This is a genomic window from Pseudonocardia lutea, assembly GCF_042658055.1.
GTDB classification, from domain to species: domain Bacteria; phylum Actinomycetota; class Actinomycetes; order Mycobacteriales; family Pseudonocardiaceae; genus Pseudonocardia; species Pseudonocardia lutea.
The window spans coordinates 1-26,177 of sequence record NZ_JBHSQK010000053.1 but is presented as its reverse complement, the minus strand read 5'-3'; the positions used below and the strand labels follow the sequence as shown (position 1 = coordinate 26,177).

Annotated in this window: 24 protein-coding genes; 15 read left to right on the top strand and 9 right to left on the bottom strand. The window is 74.2% G+C overall.

All coding sequences use genetic code 11. The features are described from left to right. The first annotated feature begins 233 nt into the window (after positions 1-233). Positions 234-1,265: a Dyp-type peroxidase gene (locus tag ACFQH9_RS21085; protein ID WP_379568085.1), complete on the top strand. Its 1,032-nt coding sequence runs from the start codon at positions 234-236 to the stop codon at positions 1,263-1,265. A gap of 55 nt (positions 1,266-1,320) precedes the next feature. Here ACFQH9_RS21085 and ACFQH9_RS21080 read toward each other — a convergent pair whose 3' ends face one another. Together ACFQH9_RS21080 and ACFQH9_RS21075 are read right to left on the bottom strand one after the other, a co-directional pair. Beyond that, positions 1,321-3,255, bottom strand: coding sequence for an ABC transporter ATP-binding protein (locus tag ACFQH9_RS21080; RefSeq protein WP_379568089.1), 1,935 nt, complete (start codon positions 3,253-3,255; stop codon positions 1,321-1,323). A gap of 62 nt (positions 3,256-3,317) precedes the next feature. Continuing rightward, a complete protein-coding gene (locus ACFQH9_RS21075; RefSeq protein ID WP_379568083.1) occupies positions 3,318-5,051 on the bottom strand; it encodes an ABC transporter ATP-binding protein in 1,734 nt (577 codons plus the stop codon). 286 nt (positions 5,052-5,337) lie between these two features. Here ACFQH9_RS21075 and ACFQH9_RS21070 point away from each other — a divergent pair, with 286 nt between their 5' ends. Further along, positions 5,338-6,804 (top strand): DUF2235 domain-containing protein, encoded by a 1,467-nt coding sequence (locus tag ACFQH9_RS21070; RefSeq protein ID WP_379568081.1) that lies wholly within the window; start codon positions 5,338-5,340, stop codon positions 6,802-6,804. A 33-nt stretch (positions 6,805-6,837) separates the two neighbouring features. Continuing rightward, positions 6,838-7,560 carry a dienelactone hydrolase family protein gene (locus tag ACFQH9_RS21065; protein WP_379568079.1) on the top strand — a complete coding sequence of 241 codons (723 nt, stop codon included), beginning with the start codon at positions 6,838-6,840 and terminating at the stop codon, positions 7,558-7,560. Positions 7,561-7,655: 95 nt separating this feature from the next. On the opposite strand, the gene ACFQH9_RS21060 is transcribed toward ACFQH9_RS21065, so the two are convergent. After that, the gene (locus tag ACFQH9_RS21060; RefSeq protein WP_379568077.1) at positions 7,656-8,504 is read right to left on the bottom strand and encodes a dioxygenase family protein; all 849 of its coding nucleotides are present in this window, start codon (positions 8,502-8,504) and stop codon (positions 7,656-7,658) included. A 124-nt stretch (positions 8,505-8,628) separates the two neighbouring features. Between ACFQH9_RS21060 and ACFQH9_RS21055 the strand changes: the two genes are divergently transcribed. Continuing rightward, positions 8,629-9,600, top strand: a complete 972-nt coding sequence (locus tag ACFQH9_RS21055; RefSeq protein ID WP_379568075.1) for an aldo/keto reductase — start codon at positions 8,629-8,631, stop codon at positions 9,598-9,600. A gap of 16 nt (positions 9,601-9,616) precedes the next feature. Here ACFQH9_RS21055 and ACFQH9_RS21050 read toward each other — a convergent pair whose 3' ends face one another. Continuing rightward, on the bottom strand, positions 9,617-11,329 hold the full coding sequence (locus tag ACFQH9_RS21050) for an ABC transporter ATP-binding protein (RefSeq protein ID WP_379568073.1): 1,713 nt from the start codon (positions 11,327-11,329) through the stop codon (positions 9,617-9,619). A 180-nt stretch (positions 11,330-11,509) separates the two neighbouring features. On the opposite strand from ACFQH9_RS21050, the gene ACFQH9_RS21045 reads away from it, so the two are divergent. The 3 genes from ACFQH9_RS21045 to ACFQH9_RS21035 all read left to right on the top strand — a co-directional run bounded on the left by ACFQH9_RS21045 (position 11,510) and on the right by ACFQH9_RS21035 (position 13,930). Next, positions 11,510-12,019, top strand: a complete 510-nt coding sequence (locus tag ACFQH9_RS21045) for a MarR family winged helix-turn-helix transcriptional regulator (protein WP_379568071.1) — start codon at positions 11,510-11,512, stop codon at positions 12,017-12,019. Continuing rightward, positions 12,016-12,519: an SRPBCC family protein gene (locus ACFQH9_RS21040; protein WP_379568069.1), complete on the top strand. Its 504-nt coding sequence runs from the start codon at positions 12,016-12,018 to the stop codon at positions 12,517-12,519. Before ACFQH9_RS21045 ends, ACFQH9_RS21040 begins: the two co-directional genes overlap by 4 nt. 79 nt (positions 12,520-12,598) lie before the next feature. Beyond that, positions 12,599-13,930 carry an Nramp family divalent metal transporter gene (locus tag ACFQH9_RS21035; protein WP_379568067.1) on the top strand — a complete coding sequence of 444 codons (1,332 nt, stop codon included), beginning with the start codon at positions 12,599-12,601 and terminating at the stop codon, positions 13,928-13,930. A gap of 28 nt (positions 13,931-13,958) precedes the next feature. Here ACFQH9_RS21035 and ACFQH9_RS21030 read toward each other — a convergent pair whose 3' ends face one another. Further along, the gene (locus tag ACFQH9_RS21030; RefSeq protein WP_379568065.1) at positions 13,959-15,230 is read right to left on the bottom strand and encodes a Glu/Leu/Phe/Val dehydrogenase dimerization domain-containing protein; all 1,272 of its coding nucleotides are present in this window, start codon (positions 15,228-15,230) and stop codon (positions 13,959-13,961) included. A gap of 211 nt (positions 15,231-15,441) precedes the next feature. On the opposite strand from ACFQH9_RS21030, the gene ACFQH9_RS21025 reads away from it, so the two are divergent. Then, the gene (locus ACFQH9_RS21025; RefSeq protein WP_379568063.1) at positions 15,442-16,434 is read left to right on the top strand and encodes a LysR family transcriptional regulator; all 993 of its coding nucleotides are present in this window, start codon (positions 15,442-15,444) and stop codon (positions 16,432-16,434) included. A 25-nt stretch (positions 16,435-16,459) separates the two neighbouring features. On the opposite strand, the gene ACFQH9_RS21020 is transcribed toward ACFQH9_RS21025, so the two are convergent. The 3 genes from ACFQH9_RS21020 to ACFQH9_RS21010 form a co-directional block, all read right to left on the bottom strand. Beyond that, the gene (locus tag ACFQH9_RS21020) at positions 16,460-17,788 is read right to left on the bottom strand and encodes an MFS transporter (RefSeq protein ID WP_379568061.1); all 1,329 of its coding nucleotides are present in this window, start codon (positions 17,786-17,788) and stop codon (positions 16,460-16,462) included. A 119-nt stretch (positions 17,789-17,907) separates the two neighbouring features. Continuing rightward, positions 17,908-18,441, bottom strand: coding sequence for a MarR family winged helix-turn-helix transcriptional regulator (locus tag ACFQH9_RS21015; RefSeq protein ID WP_379568059.1), 534 nt, complete (start codon positions 18,439-18,441; stop codon positions 17,908-17,910). A gap of 9 nt (positions 18,442-18,450) precedes the next feature. Next, positions 18,451-18,945, bottom strand: a complete 495-nt coding sequence (locus tag ACFQH9_RS21010) for an Lrp/AsnC family transcriptional regulator (RefSeq protein ID WP_379568057.1) — start codon at positions 18,943-18,945, stop codon at positions 18,451-18,453. Positions 18,946-19,046: 101 nt separating this feature from the next. On the opposite strand from ACFQH9_RS21010, the gene ACFQH9_RS21005 reads away from it, so the two are divergent. The 6 genes from ACFQH9_RS21005 (at position 19,047) to ACFQH9_RS20980 (ending at position 24,534) form a co-directional block, all read left to right on the top strand. After that, the gene (locus ACFQH9_RS21005) at positions 19,047-20,675 is read left to right on the top strand and encodes an alpha-keto acid decarboxylase family protein (protein ID WP_379568055.1); all 1,629 of its coding nucleotides are present in this window, start codon (positions 19,047-19,049) and stop codon (positions 20,673-20,675) included. Positions 20,676-20,750: 75 nt separating this feature from the next. Then, a complete protein-coding gene (locus tag ACFQH9_RS21000) occupies positions 20,751-21,116 on the top strand; it encodes a hypothetical protein (RefSeq protein ID WP_379568053.1) in 366 nt (121 codons plus the stop codon). 88 nt (positions 21,117-21,204) lie between these two features. Beyond that, the gene (locus ACFQH9_RS20995) at positions 21,205-22,398 is read left to right on the top strand and encodes a glycosyltransferase 87 family protein (protein WP_379568051.1); all 1,194 of its coding nucleotides are present in this window, start codon (positions 21,205-21,207) and stop codon (positions 22,396-22,398) included. Between the two features lie 70 nt (positions 22,399-22,468). After that, complete coding sequence (gene nicT, locus ACFQH9_RS20990; RefSeq protein ID WP_465269536.1) at positions 22,469-23,557, top strand: Nickel transporter NicT; 1,089 nt, start codon at positions 22,469-22,471, stop codon at positions 23,555-23,557. A gap of 18 nt (positions 23,558-23,575) precedes the next feature. Continuing rightward, the gene (locus ACFQH9_RS20985) at positions 23,576-24,313 is read left to right on the top strand and encodes an SDR family oxidoreductase (protein ID WP_379568049.1); all 738 of its coding nucleotides are present in this window, start codon (positions 23,576-23,578) and stop codon (positions 24,311-24,313) included. A gap of 74 nt (positions 24,314-24,387) precedes the next feature. After that, positions 24,388-24,534 carry a DUF1059 domain-containing protein gene (locus ACFQH9_RS20980; protein WP_063739802.1) on the top strand — a complete coding sequence of 49 codons (147 nt, stop codon included), beginning with the start codon at positions 24,388-24,390 and terminating at the stop codon, positions 24,532-24,534. Between the two features lie 3 nt (positions 24,535-24,537). Here ACFQH9_RS20980 and ACFQH9_RS20975 read toward each other — a convergent pair whose 3' ends face one another. Next, entirely contained in the window at positions 24,538-25,419 is an 882-nt protein-coding gene (locus ACFQH9_RS20975) for a crotonase/enoyl-CoA hydratase family protein (protein ID WP_379568046.1), read from the bottom strand. A 114-nt stretch (positions 25,420-25,533) separates the two neighbouring features. On the opposite strand from ACFQH9_RS20975, the gene ACFQH9_RS20970 reads away from it, so the two are divergent. Next, positions 25,534-26,094, top strand: coding sequence for a hypothetical protein (locus ACFQH9_RS20970; protein ID WP_379568044.1), 561 nt, complete (start codon positions 25,534-25,536; stop codon positions 26,092-26,094). The last annotated feature ends 83 nt before the right edge of the window (positions 26,095-26,177 follow it).

Below are 26,177 nucleotides of genomic sequence, written 5' to 3'. Positions count from 1 at the left end.
TCGACGACCGCCCGCTCCTCGGTGCTCAACGTGCTCATGCTCGACCCCTCGTCGCGCCTCTCAGAATTCTGCAGAATATAGAACTTGCCGCCGCGGCCCGGCCAGGCCGCACCGGTGTGAGACCGTCCACCCTGCTCCGGTCGACGCCCGCGCGCACCCGCTGAGCCGGTCGACCCTCGACCGCGCGCCGAGCACCCGCGATCATGGCGCCAGCCCACCGACCGGAGGTGCCCGTGCCCGAACCCCAGGCGGTCCTCGCCCCGCTGACCGAGAGCGCCGTGTTCCTGACGCTCGTGGTCGAGCCGGGTGGCGAGGCCGCGGTGCACGACCTGCTGCCCGACGCCGGCGGGATGATCCGGTCCGTCGGGTTCCGGATGCCCGAGGAGGGCCTGACCTGCGTGCTCGGCATCGGGTCCGACGCGTGGGACCGGCTCTTCGCCGGGCCCCGCCCCGCGCACCTCCACCCTTTCCGCGAGGTCACCGGCGAGCGGCACCACGCTCCGGCCACGCCCGGCGACCTGTTCCTGCACATCCGGGCCCGCCGCACCTACCCGTGCTTCGAGCTGGCCCGGCGGATCGTCGCGGCGTTCGGCCCGGCGGCGCGCGTGGCCGACGAGGTGCAGGGCTTCCGCTACTTCGACCGTCGCGACCTGCTCGGCTTCGTCGACGGCACCGAGAACCCGACGGGCCGCGCCGCGGCCGAGGCGGTACTGGTCGGCGACGAGGACCCGGACTTCGCCGGCGGCTCCTATCTGATGGTGCAGAAGTACCTGCACGATCTCGACGCGTGGTCCGCGATGAGCGTGGAGGACCGCGAGCTCACCATCGGCCGCCGCATGCTCGACGACGTCGAGCTCGACGACGCGACCAAGCCCGCCGACTCCCACGTCGCCCTGACGACGATCGAGGAGCCGGACGGTACGGAACGCCGGATCCTGCGGGACAACATGCCCTTCGGCTCGATCGCCGGCGGCGAGTACGGCACCTTCTTCGCCGGCTACGCCGCGGATCCGGCCGTGACCGAGGAGATGCTCACCCGGATGGTCGTGGGCGACCCGCCGGGCAGCTCCGACCGGATCCTCGAGGTGTCCCGGGCGGTCACCGGTGGCTTGTTCTTCACCCCGAGCGCGGATCTCCTCGACGACCCGCCGCCCCTGCCGCAGCGGGCGGAGCGGGCCCCCGCGGCGCCCGCTGCCGAGCGCCTTGCCGTGCCGACCATGGACCGCGCGGACCTGGGCATCGGCGGCCTGCGGACCCCGCGCTGACCTCGACGGGCACTCGCGCCGCCCGTCCGTGATCGACCAGCCCGGTCCCGGCCGGTCACTCCTGCGCGGCAGCCCCGACGAACTGGGCCCGGTACAGCCGGTGGTAGGCGCCGTCCGCGGCGAGCAGCTCCTCGTGCGTGCCCTGCTCGACGATCGAGCCCTCCTCCATGACCAGGATCAGGTCCGCGTCCCGGATCGTGGAGAGCCGGTGCGCGATCACGAAGCTCGTGCGGTCCGCCCGCAGCGCCGCCATCGCCCGCTGCACCAGCAGCTCGGTGCGGGTGTCGACGGAGCTGGTGGCCTCGTCGAGGATCAGCAGCGAGGGATCGGCGAGGAAGGCCCGGGCGATCGTGATCAGCTGCTTCTCCCCCGCGCTGACGCCGGTGCCCTCCTCGTCGATCACCGTGTCGTAGCCCGCGGGCAGGCTCCGGACGAACCGGTCGACGTAGGTGGCGCGGGCCGCCGCGAGGATCTCCTCCTCCGAGGCGCCCGGCCGACCGTAGGCGATGTTGTCCCGGATCGTGCCGTGGAAGAGCCACGTGTCCTGCAGGACCATCCCGACGCCGGAACGCAGGTCGGAGCGGGTCATCCGGGCGATGTCCACGCCGTCGAGCGTGATCCGGCCGCCGTCGAGCTCGTAGAAGCGCAGCACGAGGTTGACCAGCGTGGTCTTGCCCGCGCCGGTCGGCCCGACGATCGCGACGGTCTGGCCCGGCTCGGCGACCAGCGAGAGGTCCGTGATCAGCGGGCGCTCGGGCTCGTACCGGAACGAGACGTGCTCGAACGCGACCCGGCCGCGACGCTCGGTGCGCACCTCCGGCACGGCCGGGTCCGGGGTCTGCTCCTCGGCGTCGAGCAGGTCGAACACCCGCTCGGCCGACGCGACGCCGGACTGCAGCAGGTTCGCCATCGACGCCGCCTGGGTGAGCGGCTGGGTGAACTGCCGCGAGTACTGGACGAAGGCCTGCACGTCGCCCAGGGTGAGCGAGCCCGAGGCCACGCGCAGGCCGCCGATCACGGCCACGAGCACGTAGTTCAGGTTCCCGAAGAACATCATCGACGGCATGATGATCCCGGAGATGAACTGGGCCCGGAAGCTCGCGCCGAAGAGCGCCTCGTTCCTCGCCCGGAACTGTTCCTCGACCTCGGCCCGCCGGCCGAACACCCGCACCAGCTCGTGCCCGGTGAAGGCCTCCTCGATGTGCCCGTTGAGGATCCCGGTGTTGCGCCACTGCGCCACGAACTGCTTCTGCGAGCGCCGCCCGATCGCCCGGGTGAGCCAGATCGACACCGGCACGGTGACCAGCGCGACGAGGGCGAGCAGCGGCGAGATCACGATCATCATCGCGAGCACGCCGACGATCGTGAGCAGCGAGGTCAGCAGCTGGCTCAACGTCTGCTGCAGCGACTGCTGGACGTTGTCGATGTCGTTGGTGACGCGGCTGAGCACCTCGCCGCGCTGGCGGCCGTCGAAGTACCGCAGCGGCAGCCGGTGGATCTTGTCCTCGACCTCCCGGCGCAGCTCGAACACGGTGCGCTGCACGATGCCGTTGAGCAGATAGCCCTGCGCGTAGGAGAACACCGACGCGGCCAGGTAGATCGCGATCACGCCGAGCAGCACCAGCCCGAGCGCGCGGAAGTCGATCCCCTGCCCCGGCATCACGCCCTGCGACTCGATCAGCGTGGCGACGGTGTCGTTCCCCGCGGCGCGCGCCTGCGCGGCCGCCTCGGCGGCGGTGAGCCCCGCGGGCAGCTGCGCACCGATCACGCCGGCGAAGATCACGTCCGTGGCGTGGCCGAGGATCCGCGGGCCGACGACGTTCAGCGCCACGCTGACCACGCCGAGCGCGACGACGACCAGCACGCCGAGCCGCTCGGGCGCCAGCCGGCCGATCAGCCGGCGCGCCGAGGGCCCGAACGTGGCCGCCTTCTCCGTGGGCTGGCCGATGCCGCCCCAGGGCGGGCCGCCGCCGCGGCGCTCGGCGGCCATGCCGCGCGCGGCGGAGACGGTGTCGGCGTCCTGCCGGGGACGGCCGCCGGGAGCGGTCGTGGTCACGCGGCCTCCTCGACGGCGTGCTGGGACTCGACGATCTCGGCGTAGGTCGGGCAGCCCGCCAGCAGCTCCTCGTGGCGCCCGATCCCGACGACCACGCCGTCGTCGAGCACGACGATCCGGTCCGCCCCGGCCACCGTGGACACCCGCTGGGCCACGACCACCACGGTCGCCGCCGCCGTGACCGGGGCCAGCGCGGCCCGCAGCCGGGCGTCCGTGGCGAGGTCGAGGGCGGAGAACGAGTCGTCGAACAGGTAGATCGGCGGGCGTTTGACCAGCGCCCGGGCGATGGCGAGCCGCTGGCGCTGGCCGCCGGAGACGGTCGTGCCGCCCTGGGACACCGGCGAGTCCAGGCCCTCCGGCATCGCCCGCACGAACCCCTCGGCCTGCGCGATCCGCAGCGCCTCCCACAGCTGCGCGTCCGTGGCGGACGGGTCGCCGTAGCGCAGGTTGCTCGCCACCGTGCCGGAGAACAGGTACGGCTTCTGCGGCACCAGGCCGATCCGCCGCCACAGCTCCTCGGGGTCGAGGTCGCGGACGTCCACCCCGTCGACCAGCACCGCACCCCCGGTGACGTCGAACAGCCGCGGGACGAGCGAGAGCAGGGTGGTCTTGCCCGCGCCGGTGCTGCCGATGATCGCCGTGGTCTCGCCGGGGCGGGCGGTGAAGGAGATGCCGCGCAGCACCGGCTCCGCGGCGCCGGGGTACCGGAACGTCGCGTCGCGGAACTCCAGCACGCCCGCGGCGGCGGCCGGCACGACGGGCTCGAGCGGGGGCGAGACGGACGACTGCGTGGCGAGCACCTCGGTGATCCGCTCGGCGCAGACGGCGGCGCGCGGCACCATCATCGCCATGAACGTGGCCATCATGACGGCCATGAGGATCTGCAGCAGGTAGGCCAGGAACGCGGTGAGGGCGCCGATCTGCATCTCCCCCGCGTCGATCCGGATCGCGCCGAACCACAGCACGGCCACGCTGGAGACGTTGAGCACGAGCATCACGATGGGGAAGATCAGCGCCTGCAGCCGCCCGGCGGCCGTGGCCACCTCCGTGACCTCGCGGTTGGTCACGCCGAACCGGGCCCGCTCGTGGGGCTCGCGCACGAAGGCCCGCACCACGCGGATGCCGGTGATCTGCTCGCGCAGCACGCGGTTGACCGCGTCGATCCGCTCCTGCAGGAGCCGGAACCTCGGCACCATCCGCACGACGACGGCACCGATGCTCAGTGCCAGCACGGGCACGGACACCGCGACCAGCCAGGACAGCGCGGCGTCCTCCTGCAGCGCCATCACCACGCCGCCCACGCACATGATCGGCGCCGCCACGAGCATCGTGCAGCCCATCAGCACCAGCATCTGGACCTGCTGCACGTCGTTCGTGCTGCGGGTGATCAGCGACGGCGCCCCGAAGCGGTTCACCTCGCGCACGGAGAACTCGCCGACGCGGTGGAAGACCGCCGCCCGGACGTCCCGCCCGAAGCCCATGGCCGTGTGCGAGCCGAGCCAGACCGCGGCGACGGAGCAGACGACCTGGACGAGCGAGACGACCAGCATCCAGCCGCCGGTGCCGAGGATGTAGCCGGTGTCGCCGCGCGCGATGCCCCGGTCGATGATGTCCGCGTTCAGGCTGGGCAGGTAGAGCGCCGCCATCGTCCCGACGAGCTGCAGGACGACGACGAGGGTCAGCGGCCCGCGGAAGGGCCGCAGGTACCGCCGCAGCAGGCGCAGCAACATGCGTCGACACACCCCTGTCGTGAGAGGCCCGCCGCGGGCGGACGTGTGGTGGGAAGCCGACGATAGTCGCGGGGTCCGACGGTTCCGGCGGACGATCGTCGCGCCGTACGACGGTAGTCCGTCCGGCGCAGCGTGCCGAGCGGATTTCGCCGGCGGCGGAGATCGGACCGCGCGGTCGCCGGGGCACCGGGCCGTCGGACTACGTAGTTGTCGCACTGGCCGGTACGCCTCGGCCCGGCGCACCCTCGAGGTGCGGGCGGTGATCGGGAACAGCGCGGGAGGTCGGATGCGTCGACTGGTGGTGTGTTGCGACGGCACGTGGCAGAACGCCGCCGCGGACAGCAACGTGGCGCGGCTGCACCGGGCCCACCGCGCCGACCCCGGCTCGCCGCCGGCGAAGTACGTGCCCGGCGTCGGCACCTCGACGGTGAACCCCGTCGGCAACCTGCGCGCCGGGCTGACCGGAGCGGGGCTGGACCGCTCGATCATGGAGGGGTACCGCTTCCTGGTCGACACCTACCGCCCGGGCGACCGGATCTCGTTGTTCGGCTTCAGCCGCGGCGCCTACACCGCGCGCAGCCTCGGCGGGATGGTCGGCAAGGTCGGCATCGTCGACGGCACGGGCCTCGACCCGGCCGCCCGCGAGGACGCCGTCCGGCGCGCCTACCGCCGCTACCGGGACCTGCGGAAGGGTCCGGACGATCCCGACTGGGACACCGGCCTCGTCCTCTCCTACGAGGCCGGCGAGCCGACGTCACCGATCGAGTTCGTCGGCGTGTGGGACACCGTGGGCGCGCTCGGCATCCCGGCCTACGTGGGGATCCCCGACCTGCTCCACTCGCGGGAGCACTACCAGTTCCTCGACGTCACGCTGGACCCCCGCATCCCGGCCGCCCGGCACGCCGTGTCGCTCGACGAGCTGCGCGGTCCGTTCCGCCCCACGCTCTGGGACCCGCCCGCCCCCGGGCAGGACGTGGAGCAGGTCTGGTTCCCGGGCGACCACGGCGACGTCGGCGGCGGGTACCGCGAGAAGGGGCTCAGCGACACCGCGCTGGCCTGGATGGCGGCCGAGGCCGCGCACCTGACGTTCGACCTGCAGGCGGTCCCCGGGTTCGGGCCGTCGGCGACCGCGCCCTCGCACACCATGGCGGACGGGCTGGTCGGCGCGGCGCTGGAGATCGCCTTCCAGCCGCGCCCCCGCACCGTCCCCCGGGTCGACGCGGCCCGGCCCGAGCCGGCCGTCTCGGACGTCGCCCTGCAGCGCCAGGTCGGGCAGGGCTACCGCAGCACGACGACCCTCGCCGCGGGGCAGTCGGCCACGCTCGACGTCCCCGCCGACCGGGCGTGGACCGCGACCGGCCTCTGGCTGGAGAAGGGCGAGTACCGGTTCACTGCACAGGGCCGCTGGTCCAGCGCGGGACGCTCGTGCGGGCCGGAGGGCGGACCGGGCCGGTCGGGTCCGTTCGGCGGGCTGTTCTCCGCGCTGGAGCGCGGCCTGCGCCGGGTGGTCGGCGACGACCGGGCGGAGCTCGCCTTCACCCGCCGGCACGACGCCCTGCCGTGGATGTGCCTGATGGGTTCGGTCGCGGACGCGCCCACCCCGGACGGCGACGACACGGTGTTCGTGATCGGGACGGGGGCGACGGCGGAGGTCCCGGCCGAGGGCTACCTCTACGCCTATCCGAACGACGCCCTGGGCTGCTACGGCAACAACTCCGGGCTGGTCACGGTGCAGGTGGAGCGCCTGTCCTGATCGGACGGGCGGTCCGCGCTACGGTGCGTCCCCGTGACCGACGTCGACCTCACCGCCCGTGCCGCCGCGACCGGCGGCTCCCCCACCCTCCGCGCGTACCTGGCCAGGCCGGAAGGCGAGGGTCCGTGGCCGGGCGTGGTGGTGGTGCACGAGGCCTTCGGGCTCGACGCCGAGATGCGCCGGCACGCGGACCGGCTCGCCGCGCGCGGCTACCTGGCCCTGGCGCCGGACCTGTTCAGCGCGGGCGGCGCCCGCAAGTGCCTGGTCGCGACCTTCCGCGCCCTGCTCTCCGGGCAGGGGCGCGCCTTCGCCGACATCGAGGCCGCCCGTGCCGAGCTCGCCGGGAACCCCGACTGCACCGGCCGGGTCGGCGTCATCGGCTTCTGCATGGGCGGCGGGTTCGCGCTGCTCACGGCCTCGCGCGGGTTCGACGCCTCCTCGGTCAACTACGGGCAGCTGCCGAAGGACCTCGACGCCGCCGTGGCCGGGGCCTGCCCGATCGTGGCCAGCTACGGGGCGAAGGACGTCTCGCTCAAGGGCGCCGCCGGGAAGCTGGAGGCGGCGCTGACCCGGGCCGGCGTGCCGCACGACGTCGCCGAGTACCCCGCCGCCAACCACTCCTTCCTCAACGGGCAGCAGAACGGGCCCCGCCTCCTGCGGCCCCTGCTGCGGGTCGCCGGGCTGGGGCCCGAGCCCGAGAGCGCCGCCGAGGCCTGGGAGCGGATCGACGCGTTCTTCCGGACCCACCTCTCCTGATCCCGCGAGTCGGCACTTCCACGTCACCGAGATGCACATCCCGGGAGCTCCCGGGATCGCACGTCCGGTGACGTGGAAGTGCCGACTCGCGGGCATCAGGCAGCGGCGAAGGAGCGCTTGGACAGCCCCCACCAGAACCCGTCGATCGTGGCCTCGCGCGGGCCCTCGGGGTCGGTGGAGGCCCCGAGCGTCACGAAGAGCGGGGTGAAGTGCTCGACGGTCGGGTGGGCGTAGGGCATGCCGGGGGCCCGGTCGCGGTAGGCGGCCAGCGTGTCGACGTCGCCGCGGGCCAGGGCCTCGGCGGCCCACGCGTCGAACTGCCGCGACCAGCCCGGCGCAGGGCCGCCGGTGATCGCCTCGCGGGTGAGGAAGGGCAGCCCGTGCGTGGTGAAACCGGAGCCGATCACCAGCACGCCCTCCTCGCGCAGGGCCCGCAGCTTCGCGCCGAGGCCGAGCAGCGTCGTCGGGTCCGCGGTGGGCAGGCTCAGCTGCAGCACCGGGATGTCCGCCTCGGGGTACATGACCTTGAGCGGCACCCAGGCGCCGTGGTCGAGCCCGCGGCCGGTCTCGTGGACGTTCTCGCCGCTCAGGGCGCCGAGCACGCGGCGGGCGAGGGCGCCGGCCTCCGGGGTGTCGTAGCGCATCCGGTAGTACATCGGGTCGAAGCCGCCGAAGTCGTAGACCGGGGTGACGTGCGCGGCGCTGCTGGAGATCGCCAGCGGCGCCTCCTCCCAGTGCGCCGACACGATCAGCACGGCCCGGGGCCGCGGCAGGGACCGCGCCCAGGCGAACAGCTCCGCCATCCACGCCGGGTCCTCGAACAGCGGCGGCGCGCCGTGGCTGAGGTAGAGGGCGGGCAGCGGCCCGTCGGCCGGGGTCCACGGGGCGTGCTCACCGGCCTGCGCGACCCGGGCGAGGTGGGTCTCGTAGGGGTGCAGCGGCATCTCCGACTCCGTTCGTCCGACTTGTTCAACGTTCAATTGAACTCTCAAGGAAGATAGGCGACGCGGGAACGACTGTCAAAGGTCGCGATCGGGAACGCCTCCGGGGACAGCAGGGAGGAAGGTCATGCAGTACGTGAAGCTGGGGGCGACCGGGCTGGACGTCTCGCGGATCTGCCTGGGCGCGATGAGCTTCGGCGAGCCCGGGCGCGGCCGGCACGACTGGACGCTCGGCGAGGACGAGGCACGCCCGATCATCCTGCGCGCGTTCGAGGCGGGGGTGAACTTCGTCGACACCGCCAACGTCTACTCGGCGGGCGGCAGCGAGGAGATCCTCGGCAAGGTGCTCGCCGAGTACGGGCACCGGGACGAGATCGTGCTCGCCACCAAGGTCAACGGCCGGATGCGGCCCGGGCCCAACGGCCAGGGTCTGTCGCGCAAGGCGATCCGGAGCGAGCTCGACGCCAGCCTGCGCCGGCTCGGGGTGGACCACGTGGACCTCTACCAGATCCACCGGTGGGACCCGCACACGCCGATCGAGGTCACGATGGAGGCGCTGCACGACGTCGTGAAGGCGGGCAAGGTGCTGCACATCGGGGCCTCGTCCATGTGGGCCTGGCAGTTCGCGAAGGCCCAGCACACCGCCGAGCGGCACGGCTGGACGCCGTTCGCGACCATGCAGAACCACTACAACCTCCTCTACCGCGAGGAGGAGCGGGAGATGCTGCCGCTGTGCGCGGACCAGGGCGTCGGGGTGATCCCGTGGAGCCCGCTGGCCCGCGGGCGGCTGACCCGGCCGTGGGACGCGACCACCGCACGGACCGAGACGGACGAATTCGGCCGGAGCCTCTACCGGGACGAGGACCGCGTGATCGTGGACCGGGTCCTCGAGCTGGCCGAGGGCCGGGGTCTGCTGCCGGCGCAGATCGCGCTGGCGTGGCTGCTGAGCAGGCCCACCGTCACCGCGCCCATCGTCGGGGCCACGAAACGGCAGCACCTCGAGGACGCGCTCTCGGCCGTCGACGTCGCACTGACGGACGAGGAGGTCGCGTTCCTCGAGGAGCCGTACCGGCCGCACGAGGTGGCCGGCTTCGCCTGAGGGGTCGTGCCGCCGGTCACGCCGCGAGGGCGGCGTAGCGGCCGTCGTCGGCCACCAGCGACTCGTGCGTCCCCCGCTCGACGACGCGGCCGTGGTCGAGCACGGCGATCTCGTCGGCGTCGCGGACGGTGGAGAGCCGGTGCGCGATGGTGATCGTGGTGCGGCCCTTCGCCAGCTCGGCGAAGGCGCGCTGGACCGCCCGCTCGGTCTCGGTGTCCAGCGCGCTGGTGGCCTCGTCGAGGACCAGCACCTTCGGGTCGCGCAGCAGCGTGCGGGCGATCGCGATCCGCTGCTTCTCGCCGCCGGAGAACCGGTACCCGCGGGAGCCGACGACGGTGTCGTAGCCCTCCGGCAGGCTCGCGATCAGGTCGTGGACCTGCGCGGCCCGGGCGGCGGCCTCGATCTCGGCGTCGGTGGCGTCGGGCTTGGCGTGCCGCAGGTTCTCCCGCACCGTGGCGTGCAGCAGGTAGGTCTCCTGGCTCACCACACCGACGATCCGGGCGAGGTCGGCCAGACGCAGGTCCCGGACGTCGACGCCGCCGATCGTGATCCGGCCGGCGTCGGGGTCGCGCAGCCGCGGGACCAGCGAGGCGAGCGTCGACTTGCCGGAGCCGGTCTCCCCCACCAGGGCGAGGGTGGCCCCGGCGGGCACGTCCAGGTTCACGCCCGCGACGGCCGCGGTGTCGCTGCCCGGGTAGGCGAAGGTCACGTCCTCGAACCGGACGTGCCCGCGCACCCGCGCCGGGTCGACGGCGACGGGCTCGGCCGGGTCGTCGACCTCGACCGGCAGGTCCAGGTACTCGAAGATCCGGGCGAACAGGGCCAGCGAGCCGACCACCGAGACCCCCACGTCGAGCAGGCCCGTGAGCGGCCGGAACAGGCTGCCCTGCAGGCTCGTGAAGGCGATCAGCGTGCCGACGGTCATGACTCCGGCGGCGATCGGCAGGCCGGCCGACAGGTAGATCACCGCGGGGATCGCGGCGAAGACGATCGTCATCGTGGCCATCCGCCACCGACCGGCCAGCTGGCTGCGCAGCTCGAGGTCGACCAGCCGCTCCGACGACGCCGTGAAGCGCTCGACGAGGGCGGGGCCGGCGCCGAGGGTCTTGCTCAGCTGGATACCGGAGATCGAGAGGCCCTCCTCGATCGTCACGGTGAGGTCGGCGAGCTCGCGCTGCTGGCGCGCGGTGATGCTGCGGCGCATCCGGGCGACCCGCCGGGACAGCAGGACCGCGGGCGGCAGCACGAGCAGCGAGATCAGTGTGAGCTGCCAGGACAGGGCGAGCATCGCGACCAGGGTGGCGACGGTCGTGGTCAGGTTCGACGCGATCGACGTGGCCGTGCTGGTGACCACGGACTGCATGCCGCCGATGTCGTTGGTGATGCGGGACTGCACCTCGCCGGTGCGGGTGCGGGTGAAGAAGCCGAGCGACTGGCGCTGCAGGTGCGCGAAGACGTCCGCACGCAGCCGGTGCATGACCTGCTGGCCGACCCGGGTGGAGATCCAGGTCTGGACCACGCCGAGAGCGGCGGTCACGGCGGCGACGGCGACCATGCCGCCCACCAGCCAGGCCAGCAGGGGCAGGTCGTGGTCCGGCAGGGCGCGGTCGAGCACCTCGCGGAGCAGGAAGGGCGAGGCCATGCCCACCACGGACGAGGCGACGATGATCGCCACGACGAGGGCGAGCGGCCCGCGGTACGGGGTGAAGAGCCGGCCGATCCGGCGCAACGAGACCTCCCGGGCCTGNCCGACGGGGTGCGGCGGCCCGGGCGCCCGGGACGGTCCGGGCGGCCGGACGACTGGAGCTGCGGATCCAAGTAGGTGTCCCCTTTCGACGTTCTGCCGAGGCAGTTACTGAGGTTACCTCAACATGAGGGAACAACACGGTCCGCTGGTACGATATTCCGCGTGGCCGAGGGCGAGGAGACGCTGGGCGAGGCGTTCTGGGCCGTCGCCCGCCTGATGCGCAGCCGGTCGAAGCAGGCGCTCGCGCCGTGGGACGTCACGCCCTCGCAGTTCCGCGCGGTCGCCGTGCTCGCCCGGCACGGCGCGCTGCGGCTGTCCACGCTGGCCGAGCACCTGCGGATCGCCCCGCGCTCGGCCACGGAGGTGGCCGACGACCTGGAGGAACGGGGCCTCGCCGCGCGCAGCCCCGACCCGGCGGACCGGCGGGCCACGCTCGTCGGGCTGACCCCGAAGGGCGTCGAGCTGGCGCGCGAGGTCCGCGCGGCGCGGCACGCGGAGTCCGAGAGCCTCTTCGCCGAGCTCGACGAGCACGACCGGGCCGATCTCGCCCGGATCCTGCGCCGGCTGCGCGCGGCCGGGACGGATCCGCAGGCGGACCGGCCCGGTCCGGCCGGGCCCTCCGCCGCGGGCGAGGTGCAGCCCGGGGCCGGAACGGGAACCTCGTCGCCGTGAACCGCTTCACCACGACCACGGAGTCGGAGGCCGTCGTCGCCGCCGACCGGGCGGCCATCTGGGCCGTGCTCACCGACCCGGCGCTGCTCCCCCGGCTCACCCCGCTGCTGACCGGTATCGAGACGGACGGCGACCTCTGGCGGTGGAGCATGATGCGCCTGGCCGTCCTCGGCGTCGGGATCCAGCCCACCTTCACCGAGCGGATGCGGTTCACCGAGGGCCCCGAGGAGTCCCGCATCGACTTCACGCACGAACCGCCGCCGGACACGCACGAGTTCACCGGCGCCGAGGGCTGGTACCTGCTGCGCGAGGCCCCCGGCGGCACGCACCTGGCGATCCGGCTGACGCTGCACGTGGAGCTGCCGCTGTCCCGGCTGGCCTCGCCGGCCGTCGTCGGGCTGATGAACGTGACGCTGCAGCACACCGGCGACCGCTTCGTGGCCAACCTGCTCCGCCACCTCGACGCCGACGAGGTCCCGGGCAGCCGCGTCAGCCGCTGACCCGGGCACACCCCGGAACGGGCCCCAGGAGTGAGATCCGTCTACCCCTCGCGGTTAGACCGGGCTACCGTGGCGCCGCATGGACGCCGTGGGCCCTGCTGCCGGCCACTCCGCACCCTCGCCCCCGGCGCTGACGGAGGCGTCGGAGGCGTCGGAGGCGTCGGAGGCGAACCGTCGCGGGCGCGGGCAACCCCTGCGGGGTGCGGGTCTGCGGGCACGGCTGGCGGTCGCCGGTCCGGCCTTCGTCGCGGCCATCGCCTACATCGACCCGGGCAACTTCGCGACGAACTTCGCGGCCGGTTCGCAGTACGGCTACCTGCTGCTCTGGGTGATCGTCGGGGCGAACCTGCTGGCCATGCTGGTGCAGACGCTGTCGGCCAAGCTCGGACTGGCCACCGGGCGGAACCTGGCCGAGCTGTGCCGTGACCGGTTCCCCCGCCCGGTGAGCTGGGGGATGTGGGTCCAGGCCGAGGCGGTCGCCATCGCCACCGACCTGGCGGAGGTGCTCGGCGGGGCGATCGCCCTGCAGCTGCTGTTCGGGATCCCGCTGTTCACCGGCGGCGTGATCACCGGGGTCGTGGCGTTCGGGCTGCTGGCCCTGCAGAGCCGCGGGCACCGGCCCTTCGAACGGGCGATCTTCCTGCTGTTCCTGGTCGTGCTCGTGGGGCTGTTCGCCACGCTGTTCCGGGTCGACGTCGACGGGGCCGATGCCGCGGCCGGGCTGGTGCCGCGGTTCGCCGGCACCGACAGCCTGCTGCTCGCGACCGGGATCCTCGGCGCGACCGTGATGCCGCACGTGATCTACCTGCACTCCGCGCTCACCCAGCGTCGCCTGCGCGCCGACGGTCCCGAGCAGCAGCGCTTCATCCTGCGCACCACCCGGATCGACGTCCTGGCCGGGATGGGCACGGCGGGGCTGATCAACGTCTCGATGCTGCTCATCGCGGCCGCGGTGTTCGCCGGCTCGCCCCTTCCCGGGACCGACACGCTCGCCGGCGTGTACGCCGGGCTCGGGGTCGCCGTGGACGAGTGGGCCGCGCCCGCCTTCGCGATCGCGCTGCTGGCCTCCGGCTTCGCCTCCTCGGGAGTGGGCACCTACGCGGGCCAGGTGGTCATGCAGGGCTTCATCCGCCGCCACATCCCGCTGCTGCTGCGGCGGGCGCTGACCCTGGCGCCGGCCCTGGTCGTCCTCGGCGTGGGCGTCGAGCCGACCGAGGCCCTGGTGTGGTCCCAGGTCGTGCTGTCGTTCGGGATCCCGTTCGCGCTGGTGCCGCTGGTGCTGTTCACCCGCCGCCGCGACCTCATGGGTCCGCTGGTCAACAGCCGGTCGACCACTGCAGCGGCGGTCCTCGTCGCCGCCCTGATCATCGCGCTGAACGTGTTCCTGCTCGTCGAGTTCGCGACCGCCTGATCAGCAGCGGCGACTCCACGACTCGGGATCACGGGATGACGAGCCCGCCCTCCCCCGCGGTGTCGTCGAGCTCGCTCACGGCCAGGCCCAGCGCGGTCCGGCGCGGCGGGACGCCGTCGGTCAGCCAGCGGTCGAGCAGCAACCGGACCTTGTCGGCCATCTGCGTCCGCAGCGTGCGGAAGGACTCCTCGGCCGTGACGGCGTCGTCGCGCGTCGTGCCGACCCGGCCGAGCAGCAGCCACCAGGCCCACGCCGCGGCGCCGGCGTTGGCCACGAAGTCCGGCACCACGCAGACGCCGCGGGCGGCGAGCATCGCCTCCGCCTGCGGGGTGGTGGCGGCGTTCGCGGCCTCGACGACGACCTTCGCGGCCACGTCGAAGCTGTTGTCCGGGGTGATCGCGTAGGAGATCGCGGCCGGCACGAGCACGTCCGCCGGCAGACCGACGACGGCGGCGCGGGGCAGGAGCTCGACGCCGGCGGGCAGTCGGGTGCGGTCGATCTCCCCGAAGCCGTCGCGCTGCGCCAGCAGGGCGGGCACGTCGAGACCCGCGGGGTCGTGGAGGGTGCCGGCCGCATCCGCCAGCGCGACCACGCGCATGCCGGCCTCGTGCAGGTACCAGGCGGCGGCGCCGCCCATGGTGCCGACGCCCTGGATCGCGACGGTGGTGCCCTCGACGGCCCAGCCGAACGCGGCCGCCGCGCCGAGACAGGCGTGCGCGACGCCGTACCCGCCGATCACGTCCCCGAGCAGGCCGCCGGGCACCCGGGCGGCGAGGCCCTGCCGGACCCGGTCCAGGGTGGCCGCCGGGTCGGCGGAGCGCCGGATGGCCGCGTGGTAGGACTGGCCCAGGCCGATCCGCTCGAACACCTCGTCGATCAGGTGCTGCGGCACGCCGAGGTCCTCGGCGGTGACCCAGTGGGCGTCGATCCACGGGCGCATGGCCCGGCAGAAGCGCTCGAGCACGCCGACCGCGCGCGGGTCCTTCGGGTCGAAGTCGATGCCGCCCTTGGCCCCGCCGACGGGCAGGTCGAAGGCCGCGGTCTTCGCGGCCATTCCCCGGGCCAGGTCCTCGACCTCGGACAGCGTGCAGCCGGCGCGCATCCGGGTCCCGCCGGTGGCGATGCCGGAGCGCAGGGTGTGGACGACGAGGTGGCCGCGGGCGCCGGTGACGGGGTCCGTCCACGTCACGCGCAGGTAGGGTTCGCGGTCCCGCGCGGCGGGAACGGGCGCCGCGGCCGGGGCCGTGCGCACCCCGACCGGCGTCCCCGGTGATCCCATCGGCTCCTGCATCGTGGTCACGTGGCTGCCTCCCGGACGTCCGGCGGGTCGGGGCACGCCGGACCGCGCCGGGTCCCGTCCGGGGCGGCGTGGGGGTCGTGCCGGGGTGGCCGGTGATCTCGCCGGCGCCCCCACTGTGCGGCAGCGGGGCCGGCGGCGTCCATCAAGGAATCGTGGAGGGTCGCGTTCACGGTTCCTGCACGAGCGCGATCATCCGCCTACCGTGGGCCGCGTGGAGCTGTCCCTGTCGCGCCTGCGCATGCTCCGCGAGCTGCACCGGCGGGGCACCGTCACCGCCGCGGCGGCGGCGCTGCACTACACCGCCTCGGCCGTGTCGCAGCAGCTCGCCCAGCTCGAGCGGGACGTCGGCGGCACCCTCTTCGAGCGGCTCGGCCGCCGGGTGCAGCTCACGGAGCTGGGCATGGTGCTCGCCGAGCACGCCGAGGAGATCCTGGCCTCGGTGGAGCGCGCCGAGCTCGCCGTGGAGGAGGCCCAGCAGGCGCGGTCGGTGCGGCTGACGGCCGGCGTCTGGGCCTCGGTGGCCTCCGGCCTGCTCCCCGATGCGCTGGCCTCGCTCGCCGCCCATCATCCCGGCATCCAGGTGCGCACCCGCGAGCTCGCACCCGAGGAGACCGCGGGTGCGGTCCGGGACGGCGCCCTCGACTTCTCCTTCGTGATCGACTACTCGGGGCACCCCATGTCCTGGGACCCCGCGTTGACCCGGGAGGTCGTGGCCGTCGAGCGGCTGTACGCGGCGGTGCCGGCCGGGACCGTCCCGGGGGCGACGGCCACCCTCGGCGAGCTGGCCGACCAGCCGTGGATCCTCGCCGGCCCGCGCTCGCACTTCGGCCGGGCGGTGCGCGTCGCCTGCCGCCGCGCCGGCTTCGAGCCCGCCACCACCCACGAGGTCGAGGAGCAGTTCACGGCCCTGGCCCTGGTCGCGGCCGGGCTCGGGGTCACGCTGGTCTCCGACCTCGGGCTGGTTCAGCGCCCGCCCGGGACGGACGACGCGATCGACGTCGTCGCCCTGACCGAGCCCGTCATGCGGACCGTGTCGATCGCCTACCGCACCCGGGCCACCCGGCGGCCCGCACTGCACCTGGTGATCGCCGCGGTGCGGGAGGCGGCCGCGGCGAAGGGGCTGGGCGCGGAGGCGAGCTTCGGCCTGCCGGCCGGCGCCGTCGATGCCGCGGACCCGCGCGGGCCGCGGCTCCCGCTCCCCTGACGCGAGCGGGTTCGGAGGGCCCTCGTCAGCTCGCGGTGACGAAGGCCTCGCGCTCGGCGGGCGTCCCCTCGCGCAGGGCGAGCACCGCGGCGAGCGTGACCAGGCACATGAGGAACATGTAGGCCGACACCGACAGCGAGGTCCCGGTGACCGCGATCAGCCAGGTCGCCAGCAGCGGCGCGAACCCGCCGCCGAGGATGGCGCCGAAGGCGTAGGCGAACGAGACGCCCGAGTAGCGGACGGGCGCGGGGAACATCTCCGCGTAGGTGGCGGCCTGCGGGCCGTAGGTGAGCCCGAGGCCGAAGGCCAGCACGACGACCGCGACGACCAGCAGGCCGACCGAGCGGGTGTCGAAGAGCAGGAAGAACGGGAAGCACCACGCGCCCAGCGCGACGATGCCGATGAGGTAGGTGCGCCTCCGTCCCCAGGTGTCCGACCACCGCCCCGCCAGCAGCGTGAACACACCCCAGGCCACCGCCCCGACCATGCCGACCACCAGCATCGTCGTGCTGGAGAGGCCGAGCTGGCGGGTGCCGTAGGAGGTGATGAAGGCGATCAGGATGTAGCCGATCATGTTGTTCGCGACGAACAGCCCGATCGCCACCAGCAGCTCGCGCTTGTCGCGGCGCAGCACCTCGGCCAGCGGGGCGGAGCGGCGCTCGCGGCGCTGGCGCAGGTCCTCGAACACGGGGCTCTCGGCGACCCGCGCCCGCACCCAGAACCCGACGGCGATCAGCACGATCGACAGCAGGAACGGGATGCGCCAGCCCCACGCCTGGAACTGCTCCGGGGTGGTCGTCGCGGACACCGCGAAGAACACGAGGTTGGCCAGCAGCAGGCCGATCGGCACGCCGATCTGCGGGTAGGCGCCGTAGTAGCCGCGGCGCCCGGGCGCGGCGTGCTCGACCGACATCATCGCCGCGCCGCCCCACTCGCCGCCGGCCGACAGGCCCTGCAGCATCCGCAGGCAGACCAGCAGGATCGGCGCCGCGACGCCGATCGACGCGTACGAGGGCAGCAGGCCGACCCCGACCGTCGAGAGGCCCATCAGCAGCAGCGTGCCGACCAGCACCGGCTTGCGGCCGAACCGGTCGCCGAGGTGCCCGGACACCACGCCCCCGATCGGCCGGGCGATGAAGCTGACGCCGATCGTGGCGAAGGAGGCCAGCAGCGCCGCGGTGCCGTCGAGGCCCGGGAAGAACTGCTTGCCGAACACCAGGCCGGCGGCCGAGGCGTAGACGAAGAAGTCGTACCACTCGATCGTCGTGCCGACGAGGCTCGCACCGATCACGCGGCGCAACTGCCTGGAGGGCGGGTGGACGGTCGGTGCGGCCGACCCCGGGCTCTGCGTCATCGGAAATCCCCTCGTTCCCGGCGCTGGGAAACCGGTCAAAGTTTTGACCGACCGGAACGGTAACCCCTCCGGCGCGCGCCGGCCAGGGGTGGGCCGGAGTCGGTGGGGTGCGGGGCCGCTCAGCGGCGGTTGACCCAGTCCGCCTCGTGGGCCGCGGCCGCCAGCTTGGCCAGCAGCGCGTTGAGGGTGGCGAGGTCCTGGGGGTCGAGCAGCCGCGCCCACTCGGTCTCGCGGGCGTTGTGCCGCAGGAAGGTCTCGTCGATCGCCGCGGTGCCCTTCTCGGTGAGGGCGAGGACCACGGAACGGCCGTCGGCCGAGCCGGGCGTGCGGTCGAGCAGGCCGGCGGCGCTGAGGGTGTTGGTCAGGCTGGAGACGGCGGCCCGGCTCATCCCGGACAGCTCGGCGACCCGCCGGGACTCCTGCGGCCCGGCCACCCAGATCGTGAAGAGCAGCCGCCAGGCCGACCAGCTCCAGCCCGCCGGCCGGTGCACGGTGGACTCCAGGTCGTAGACCAGCCCGCTCGCGACCCGGGTGAGCAGCAGGACCATGGCCATCGCCGAGCGGTCCGTCCCGGGCAGGCGGCGCTGCGTCTCGTCGATCGCGAGGCCGGCGAGGGACAGGAAGTCGCTGTCGGGCGGGGGATCGACGGGCACGGCCGGATCCTACGGCCGCCCGGCCGGGCGCCGGTCCGTCGACGGCTCGGCGAGCCGCGCCAACGCGGGGGCCATCCGCATCGGGACAGACTCGACCATCGAGATGGCGGTGCTGGACCGCACGACGCCGTGGCAGCGCAGCACGGCGAGGGTGATGCGGTGCAGGTCCGCGGTGTCGCGGGCGACCACCCGGACCAGCAGGTCGCCGTCGCCGGTGATGGCGTGCACCTCGCAGACCTCCGGCACCTCGGTGAGGTCGGCGAGGGTGCGGTCGGAGTCGGCCTGGTCGATGGCCAGGGTGAGGAAGGCGAGCACCGGGTAGCCGGCGCGCTCGTGGCGCACCCGCACGGTGACCGGCGACAGGGCGCCGTCGGCCTCCAGCCGGCGCAACCGCGTCTGGACGGTGTTGCGGGCCAGTCCGAGCCGCGCCGCGAGCGCGACGACGGTCGCCTGCGGCTCGGCGTCGAGCGCGAGCAGGATCCGGGCGTCGGTCCGGTCGAGCATGGTGACCACTCCTGCCGTGTGTCTGCGATCCTTCTTGCGCATTCTGCATCATTAGCGGGTCGTCTGTTGCGCAGGACGCGCGGTGGGCGTGTCCTGGGTCCATGGTCACCGTCGCGCAGTACCTCGCCCACCGGCTGCATGCGCTCGGCGCCCGGCACCTCTTCGGCGTGCCCGGCGACTTCAGCCTCTCCCTGCTCGACTCCGCCCTGGGGACCGGCCTGCTCGAGTGGGTCGGTTCACCCAACGAGCTGAACGCCGGCTACGCGGCCGACGCCTACGCCCGCACCCGCGGGGTCGGCGCGCTGGTCTCCACGTTCGGTGTGGGCGAGCTGTCGGCGATCGACGCCGTGGCGGGCGCCTACGCGGAGAACGTCCCGCTCGTGCAGATCACCGGCGCGCCGCCGCGGACCGCGGCGGAGCGCGGGGCGCTGCTGCACCACACGCTGGGCGACGGCGACTTCGGCCGCTTCGCCCGCGCCTACGCCGAGGTGACCGCGGACGGCGCCGTGCTCACGGCCGTCGACGCGGCCGACCGGATCGACGCGGTGCTGGCCACCGCCGTGCGCGAGCTGCGGCCCGTCTACCTGGCGATACCCGCCGACGTCGCCCTCGCGCCGGTGGACCCCGCCCGGCTGGCGCGCCCGCTGCCCGTCGCGGCCGCCGACCCGGCTGCCGTCGGGGAGTTCCGCCGCGCCTGCGCCGCCCTGCTCGAGAGCGCCGAGAGTGCCGCGGTGATCGCCGGGCACCTGGTCGAGCGCACGCGCACCCAGGAGGCGCTCCGGCGGCTCGTGCACGCCGCCGCCTCCCCGGTCGTCACGCTGACCAGCGGTCGCGGCGCGATCGCGGCCGACGACCCGTTCTTCGCGGGCGTCTACGTCGGCGAGATCGGGGCCAAGCGGGCGGTGCTGGCGGTGGAGACCGCGGACGTGCTGATCGAGGCCGGCACGCTGATGGCCGACGCCGTTACCGGGATGTTCACCCACCGCGACGACCCGGCGCGCACCATCCACCTCGGCGTGCGCGGCGCGCGGGTCGCCGGCGTCGAGGTCCCCGGCGTGCCCTTCGCGACCGCCCTGGACGTGCTCGCCGGCCTGATGGACGGGCGCCTGCGCCGCGAGCTGCCCGACCTGCCGGCCGCCGGCCCCGCGGAAGGCGCCGCGCTGGACCAGGCCACCCTGTGGGCGACGCTCGAACGCCGCCTCCCGCGGAACGCCCGGCTGGTCACCGACATCGGCACCTGCTTCTGGGGCGCGGCCGGGATCACCCTGCCCGCCGGCGTCGACGTCGTCGCGCAGCCGGTGTGGTCGTCCATCGGGTACGCCCTGCCGGCCACCCTGGGCTGTGCGCTGGCCGACCCGGCCCGCCGCCCGGTGCTGGTGATCGGCGACGGCGCCGCGCAGATGACGGTGCAGGAGCTCGGCTCGCTCGCCCGGTGGGCGAACCCCGTCGTGGTGGTGGTCGACAACTCCGGCTACACCATCGAGCGCGCCCTGCAGAGCCCGCAGGCGGTGTACAACGACGTCGCGGCCTGGGACTGGTGCGCCCTGGCCCGTGCCTTCGCCCCGGGCGCCGACCTGCGCACGGCGAGGCCGGCCACGCCCGCCGAGTTCGACGCCGCGCTGGTCGAGGCGCTCGCCGACGACCGGATGTCGGTGCTCCACGTGCGCCTCGACGCCCTGGACCTGCCGGCCGGGTTGCGGGGCCTCGCGGACCGCCACCACGGCCGCTGACACGCGTGAGCAACGGTGGTGAGCCGGCGTCCCGACAGGTGTGACGCCGACCACATCGTCTGCCATGCTGACGGCATGCGTTCCGCCTTCGCGCACACCGCCGAGATCGAGCTCGCCGAGGACGGCGACCGGGCCGCCCCGGGCGCGGCGATCACCGCCGCGCTGTGCGGGACCTGGGAGCACGAGCCGCCGTGCCCGATCGCCGCGCACCGCACGGCGTCGTCCCGCAAGGGCAGCCGCGTCCGGCTGCGGGTGCTCTTCGCCTGCGACGTCGACCTGGAGGACGAGGTGCGCAGCCGGATCGACGCCGCCCTGGCCCGCGGCCTGCTCACCGGGCCGGACGGCACCGTCTCCCGGTGGTCGCTCCGCGACGCCCTGCCCGGTCACGTGGAGGAGTGCGAGCGGGCCGACGCCGAACGGCTGCTCACCGCCGACGCCTGACACCGGGGCGGCCACCTCCGCGCCGCGCTCCCGGTCGCCGTCCGACCGTGGTCGCCGCGGGGGCCGGGCCGGGCCCTACGGTCGGCGGGTGGCGCTCCCCCGCTCGCGACTCCGCCCCACCGCCCGCGCCGCGTGGGCCGGTGCCGCCGTGCTGGTCGCGCTGCAGCTCGCGGTGCTCGCACTCTGGCCCGGCGCGCACGCGCTGATGATCGACCTGCAGGTCTACCGGGCCGGCGGCGAGCACCTGCTGGACCACCGGCCCTTGTACGCCGGCGGGGTCCTGCTCGACCTGCCGTTCGTGTACCCGCCCGTGGCCGCGGTGCTGTTCGTGCCGCTGGCGCTGCTGCCCGTGCCCCTGCTGAAGATCCTCTGGACCGCGCTCGGTGTGGCGCTGCTCGTGCTCGTGGTCCGGCGGGCGGCGGCGCTCGCCGGTGCGGCGCTGCGGCCCGGCACGGTCGCGCTGCTGGTCGCGGCCGCACTCTGGCTGGACCCCGTGCGCACGACCTTCTACCTGGGGCAGATCAACGTCGTGCTGCTCGCGCTGGTGCTGCTCGACCTCACCGGCCGGCCGTCGCGGTGGCGCGGCGCGGGGCTGGGGCTGGCCGCGGCGCTCAAGCTCACGCCCCTGCTGTTCGTGGTGTTCCTGCTGCTCACCGGGCGCCGCCGGGAGGCCGGTGCGGCCGTCGGGACGTTCGCCGCCGCAACCGGTCTGGGGTTCGCCCTCGCGCCCGCCGAGTCGGTGCAGTACTGGCTGCGCGGGACCTTCGCGGCCGTGAACCGGATCTCCGACGTCGCGGCCACCAGCAACCACTCCGTCGACGGCCTGGTGGCCCGGGTCCTCGGTGCGGATCTGCCCGTCTACCTGGCCCTGGCCGGGCTGCTGACCGCGGCCGCGCTGGCCGTCGCGGTGCGGGCGCACCGGCGGGGCGAGGACCTGCTCGCGCTCATCGTCGTCGGGCTGGCCTCGGCGGCCGTCGCCCCCTTCGCCTGGTCGCACCACTTCGTCTGGTGCGTCCCGCTGCTCGTGCTCCTCGTCGTCCGCCGGGCACGGCTCGGCCTCGCGGCGCTGCTGCTGGTCACCGCGGCCGTGCTCACGAAGCTGCCGGGCCCTGCCGTGGGCCCGATCCCCGCCACCGGCGCGATCTCCCTGCAGCCCGACGTCTACCTCGCCGGATTCGTCGCCCTTCTGGCCGCGATCGCCGTTCTCCAGACCCGACCGGAGCCGCAGTATGGGTCCACGACGTCGATCCAGCGGCGCAATTCGGACATTGTGGAACCATAACGCCCACCTTCCGAAGGGCACGCGCCCACGGTCTTCCATCTGAAGATCTGTGCATGCGAGCATCGCGTTCGTGACCGCTCCCCCGGCGCCCGCGGCGCGCACCCGCTTCGACCGCACGGACCGCCGGCACCTCGCGGCGATGGCCGCGGTGATCCTGCTGCTCACGCTGGGCGGCTGGACGCTGCTGGCCTCGGTGGTCGCGCCGCAGCACCTCGCCCTGGCCTCCGGCGGCACCTTCGGCCTCGGCGTCGGGCTCACCGCCTACCTGCTGGGCATGCGGCACGCCTTCGACGCCGACCACATCGCCGCCATCGACAACACCACGCGCAAGCTGGTCGGCGAGGGCAAGCGGGCGCGCGGCGTCGGGTTCTGGTTCTCGCTGGGTCATTCCTCGGTCGTGTTCGTCCTGGCGCTGCTGCTCGCCCTCGGCGTGCGGTCGCTGGTCGGCGAGCTCGGCGACGACTCGTCGTCGGCCAAGGAGACCCTCGGGCTGGTCGGAACCCTGGTGGGGGGCGGGTTCCTGGTCCTGATCGGGCTGCTCAACCTGCAGGCGCTGGTCGGCATCGCCCGCGTGTTCGCCCGGATGCGCACCGAGCCGCTCGACGACGCGGCCCTCGAACGCCACCTCGCCGCCCGCGGCCTGCTGGCCCGGATCCTCGGCCGCGCCCTGCGCGCGGTGTCGAAGCCCTGGCACATGTCCGTGGTCGGGTTCGTGTTCGGCATCGGGTTCGACACCGCCACCGAGGTGACGCTGCTCGTCCTGGCCGGCGGCGCCGCGGCCGCCCAGCTGCCCTGGTACGCGATCCTGGTCATCCCGGTGCTGTTCGCCGCCGGGATGAGCCTGTTCGACACCGCGGACGGGGTGTTCATGTCCGCCGCCTACCAGTGGGCCTTCGTCACCCCCGTCCGGAAGGTCTTCTACAACCTCACGGTCACGGCGCTCAGCGTGCTGGTCGCCCTGGTGATCGGGCTGGTCGAGCTGCTGCAGCTGCTGGGCGAGAAGCTGCACGTCACGACGGGGCCGCTCGCCGCCCTCGCCGGGCTCGACCTCGAGGTGGTGGGCTACCTCGTCGTCGCCCTGTTCGTGCTCACCTGGCTCGGGGCGCTCGCGGTCTGGCGCTACGGCCGGATCGAGCAGCGCTGGGCCGTGGCGGACTGATCGCGGTAGAACGTGCGCATGCAACGCGCCGCGGTGGTGACCGGAGCGGGATCGGGGCTGGGCCGGGTGATCGGCCGGGCCCTCCTGGAGGACGGGTGGGCGGTCGCCCTGGCGGGACGGCGGCCCGAGCCGCTCGCCGAGACCGCGAAGGGGTTCGACGCGGCGCTCGTCGCGCCCACGGACGTCGCCGACGAGGAGTCGGTCGCCGCCCTGTTCCACGCGGCCGTCGAGGCCTGGGGCCGGGTGGACCTGCTCGTCAACAACGCGGGAACCTTCGGCCCCTCCGGCACGCCGGACGAGATCGAGGTCGCCGACTGGCGCGCGGCGGTCGACACCAACCTCACCGGCTCGTTCCTCTGCGCGCGGGAGGCGTTCGCGGTGATGCGCGAGCAGGACCCGCAGGGCGGCCGCATCGTGAACAACGGCTCGATCTCGGCGCACGTCCCGCGCCCGGGCAGCGCGGCCTACACCGCGACCAAGCACGCGATCACCGGGCTGACCCGGTCGCTCTCGCTCGACGGCCGCCCCTACGGCATCGCGTGCGGGCAGATCGACATCGGCAACGCGGCCACCGACATGACCGCCGGGATCGCCACCGGCGCCCGCCAGGCGGACGGGTCGGTGCGGCCGGAACCGACCTTCGACGCCCGGCACGTCGCCGACGCCGTCCGCTACATGGCGAACCTCCCGCTCGACGCCAACGTCCAGTTCCTCACGATCACGGCCACGACCATGCCGTTCATCGGGCGGGGCTGATCACACCCCGGGCGGACACGCCCTGTCCGTCCCAGCACTAGGGTCGGTGCACGACCCCGCGAGAGGAGAGACGGATGAAGACGCGGCTGAACTGCCCCTGCGGCGAGCAGATCCAGGGCACGGACGAGGACGACCTCGTCGCCAAGACCCAGGCGCACCTCAAGGAGAAGCACCCCGGCCACGAGTACTCGCGCGACGAGATCCTCTTCATCGCGTACTGACCGCTACCGATCGGCCTGCCACGGGACGAAGGGCGGCAGCGCGCTGGCCCGGCCGGTGAACTCCGCCGGCCGCTTCTCCAGGAAGGCGCGCACGCCCTCCTTCCCGTCGGCGATCGAGGTGTAGAACATCGCGAGCGAGTCCACGCGGTGCGCCTCGACGGGGTGCGGCGCCGCGCTGTTGCGGTACATCATCTGCCGCATCAGCGCCGTGGCGACCGGCGAGTGCCCGTCGACGAACTTCCGGGCGAGCGCGTACGCCGTGTCCAGCAGCTGGTCGGCGGGGACGACGGAGCGGACCAGGCCGCCGTCGAGCGCCTCCTGCGCGCTGAGGATGTCGGCCGAGTAGACCCACTCCAGAGCCCGGCTGATCCCCACGATCCGCGGCAGGAACCAGGTCGAGGCCGCCTCCGGCACGATCCCGAGCCGGCCGAACACGAAGCCGATCCGGGCGTCCTCCGACGCCAACCGGACGTCCATCGGCAGGGTCATGGTGGCCCCGATGCCCACGGCCGCGCCGTTGATCGCGGCGATGACGGGCTTGGTGCAGCGGTACACGGCGAGCGAGACCTGCCCGCCGGTGTCCCGGACGCCGCGCACGACCTCCGGGTCCTCGAAGCGCTCCTCCAGGTCGCGCAGGGTCGGCTGCTGCGCCTCGTCGAGGCCGAAGACGTTGCCCTCCGACGACAGGTCCATGCCCGCGCAGAAGGCCCGGCCGGCCCCGGTGACGACGATCGCGCCCACCTCGTCGTCGACGCTCGCCCGGTCGTAGGCCGCGATCAGCTCCTCCGCCATCGTGACGGTGAAGGAGTTGAGCTTGTCCGGCCGGTTCAGCGTGAGGGTGAGGATGCCGTCGCGCACCGTGTAGTCGAGGGTCTCGTAGGTCATGCCCCGATCATGCCTTCCCCGGTGCGTGCCGACGGCCCCGCCGGCGGCACTCGCTCCGCCCGACCCGGGCCCACCTGCGGTAACGCCGAGGGATCGCCGCGCGATCCCGGCACCGTGACCGGCAGCGCGCGCAGGCGCCACCGCCCGGGCCCGCTGGGGTGGGCGGGAGCGGTGTGCGTGGGGGTCGGGGTGGCCGCCGCCTACCTCGGGCTCGCGTCGCTGACCTGGAGCGCCACCGCCCTCGCCGTGGTCGCGGTGCTGGTCGCCGCGGGGCTGCTCGCGCTGTCCGTGGTCGCGCAGCCGGGGCCGATGGGCGCGCCGGCGCTGCGGGCGGGCCTGACGTGGGCCGCGTACGTCGGGGTCCTGTTCGGCTGGCGGGTGCCGGCGACGGGCCCGGACTTCGCACTCGGCGGCGCGGCCGTCGCGGCGGTCCTGGTCGTGGCCGTGGCCGTGGTGCGCCGCCGGCCCGGGCCGGCCGGCGCGGTGCTGGCCGTGGCCGTGCTGCTGGGTCTGGCGCTCGCGGGCGGCGCGGCCTTCCGGGCGCTGGCCCTCGGTACGCCCGGCAGCGGCGCCGCGCTCGTCGTGGCCGGGTGCGCGGCGGCGGTGACCTACGTGGCCGTGACGCCGACGATCGGCGACCCGCGTCCGGCGCGGGCCGGTGACCAGGGGCGGTGAGCAGGGCCGGCGTGGGGCCGGTGCTCGCGGGTCGGTGACCTGTGCTCGTGCTCATCCGCCGGTGCAAAGGCCGGTGAAGAGGC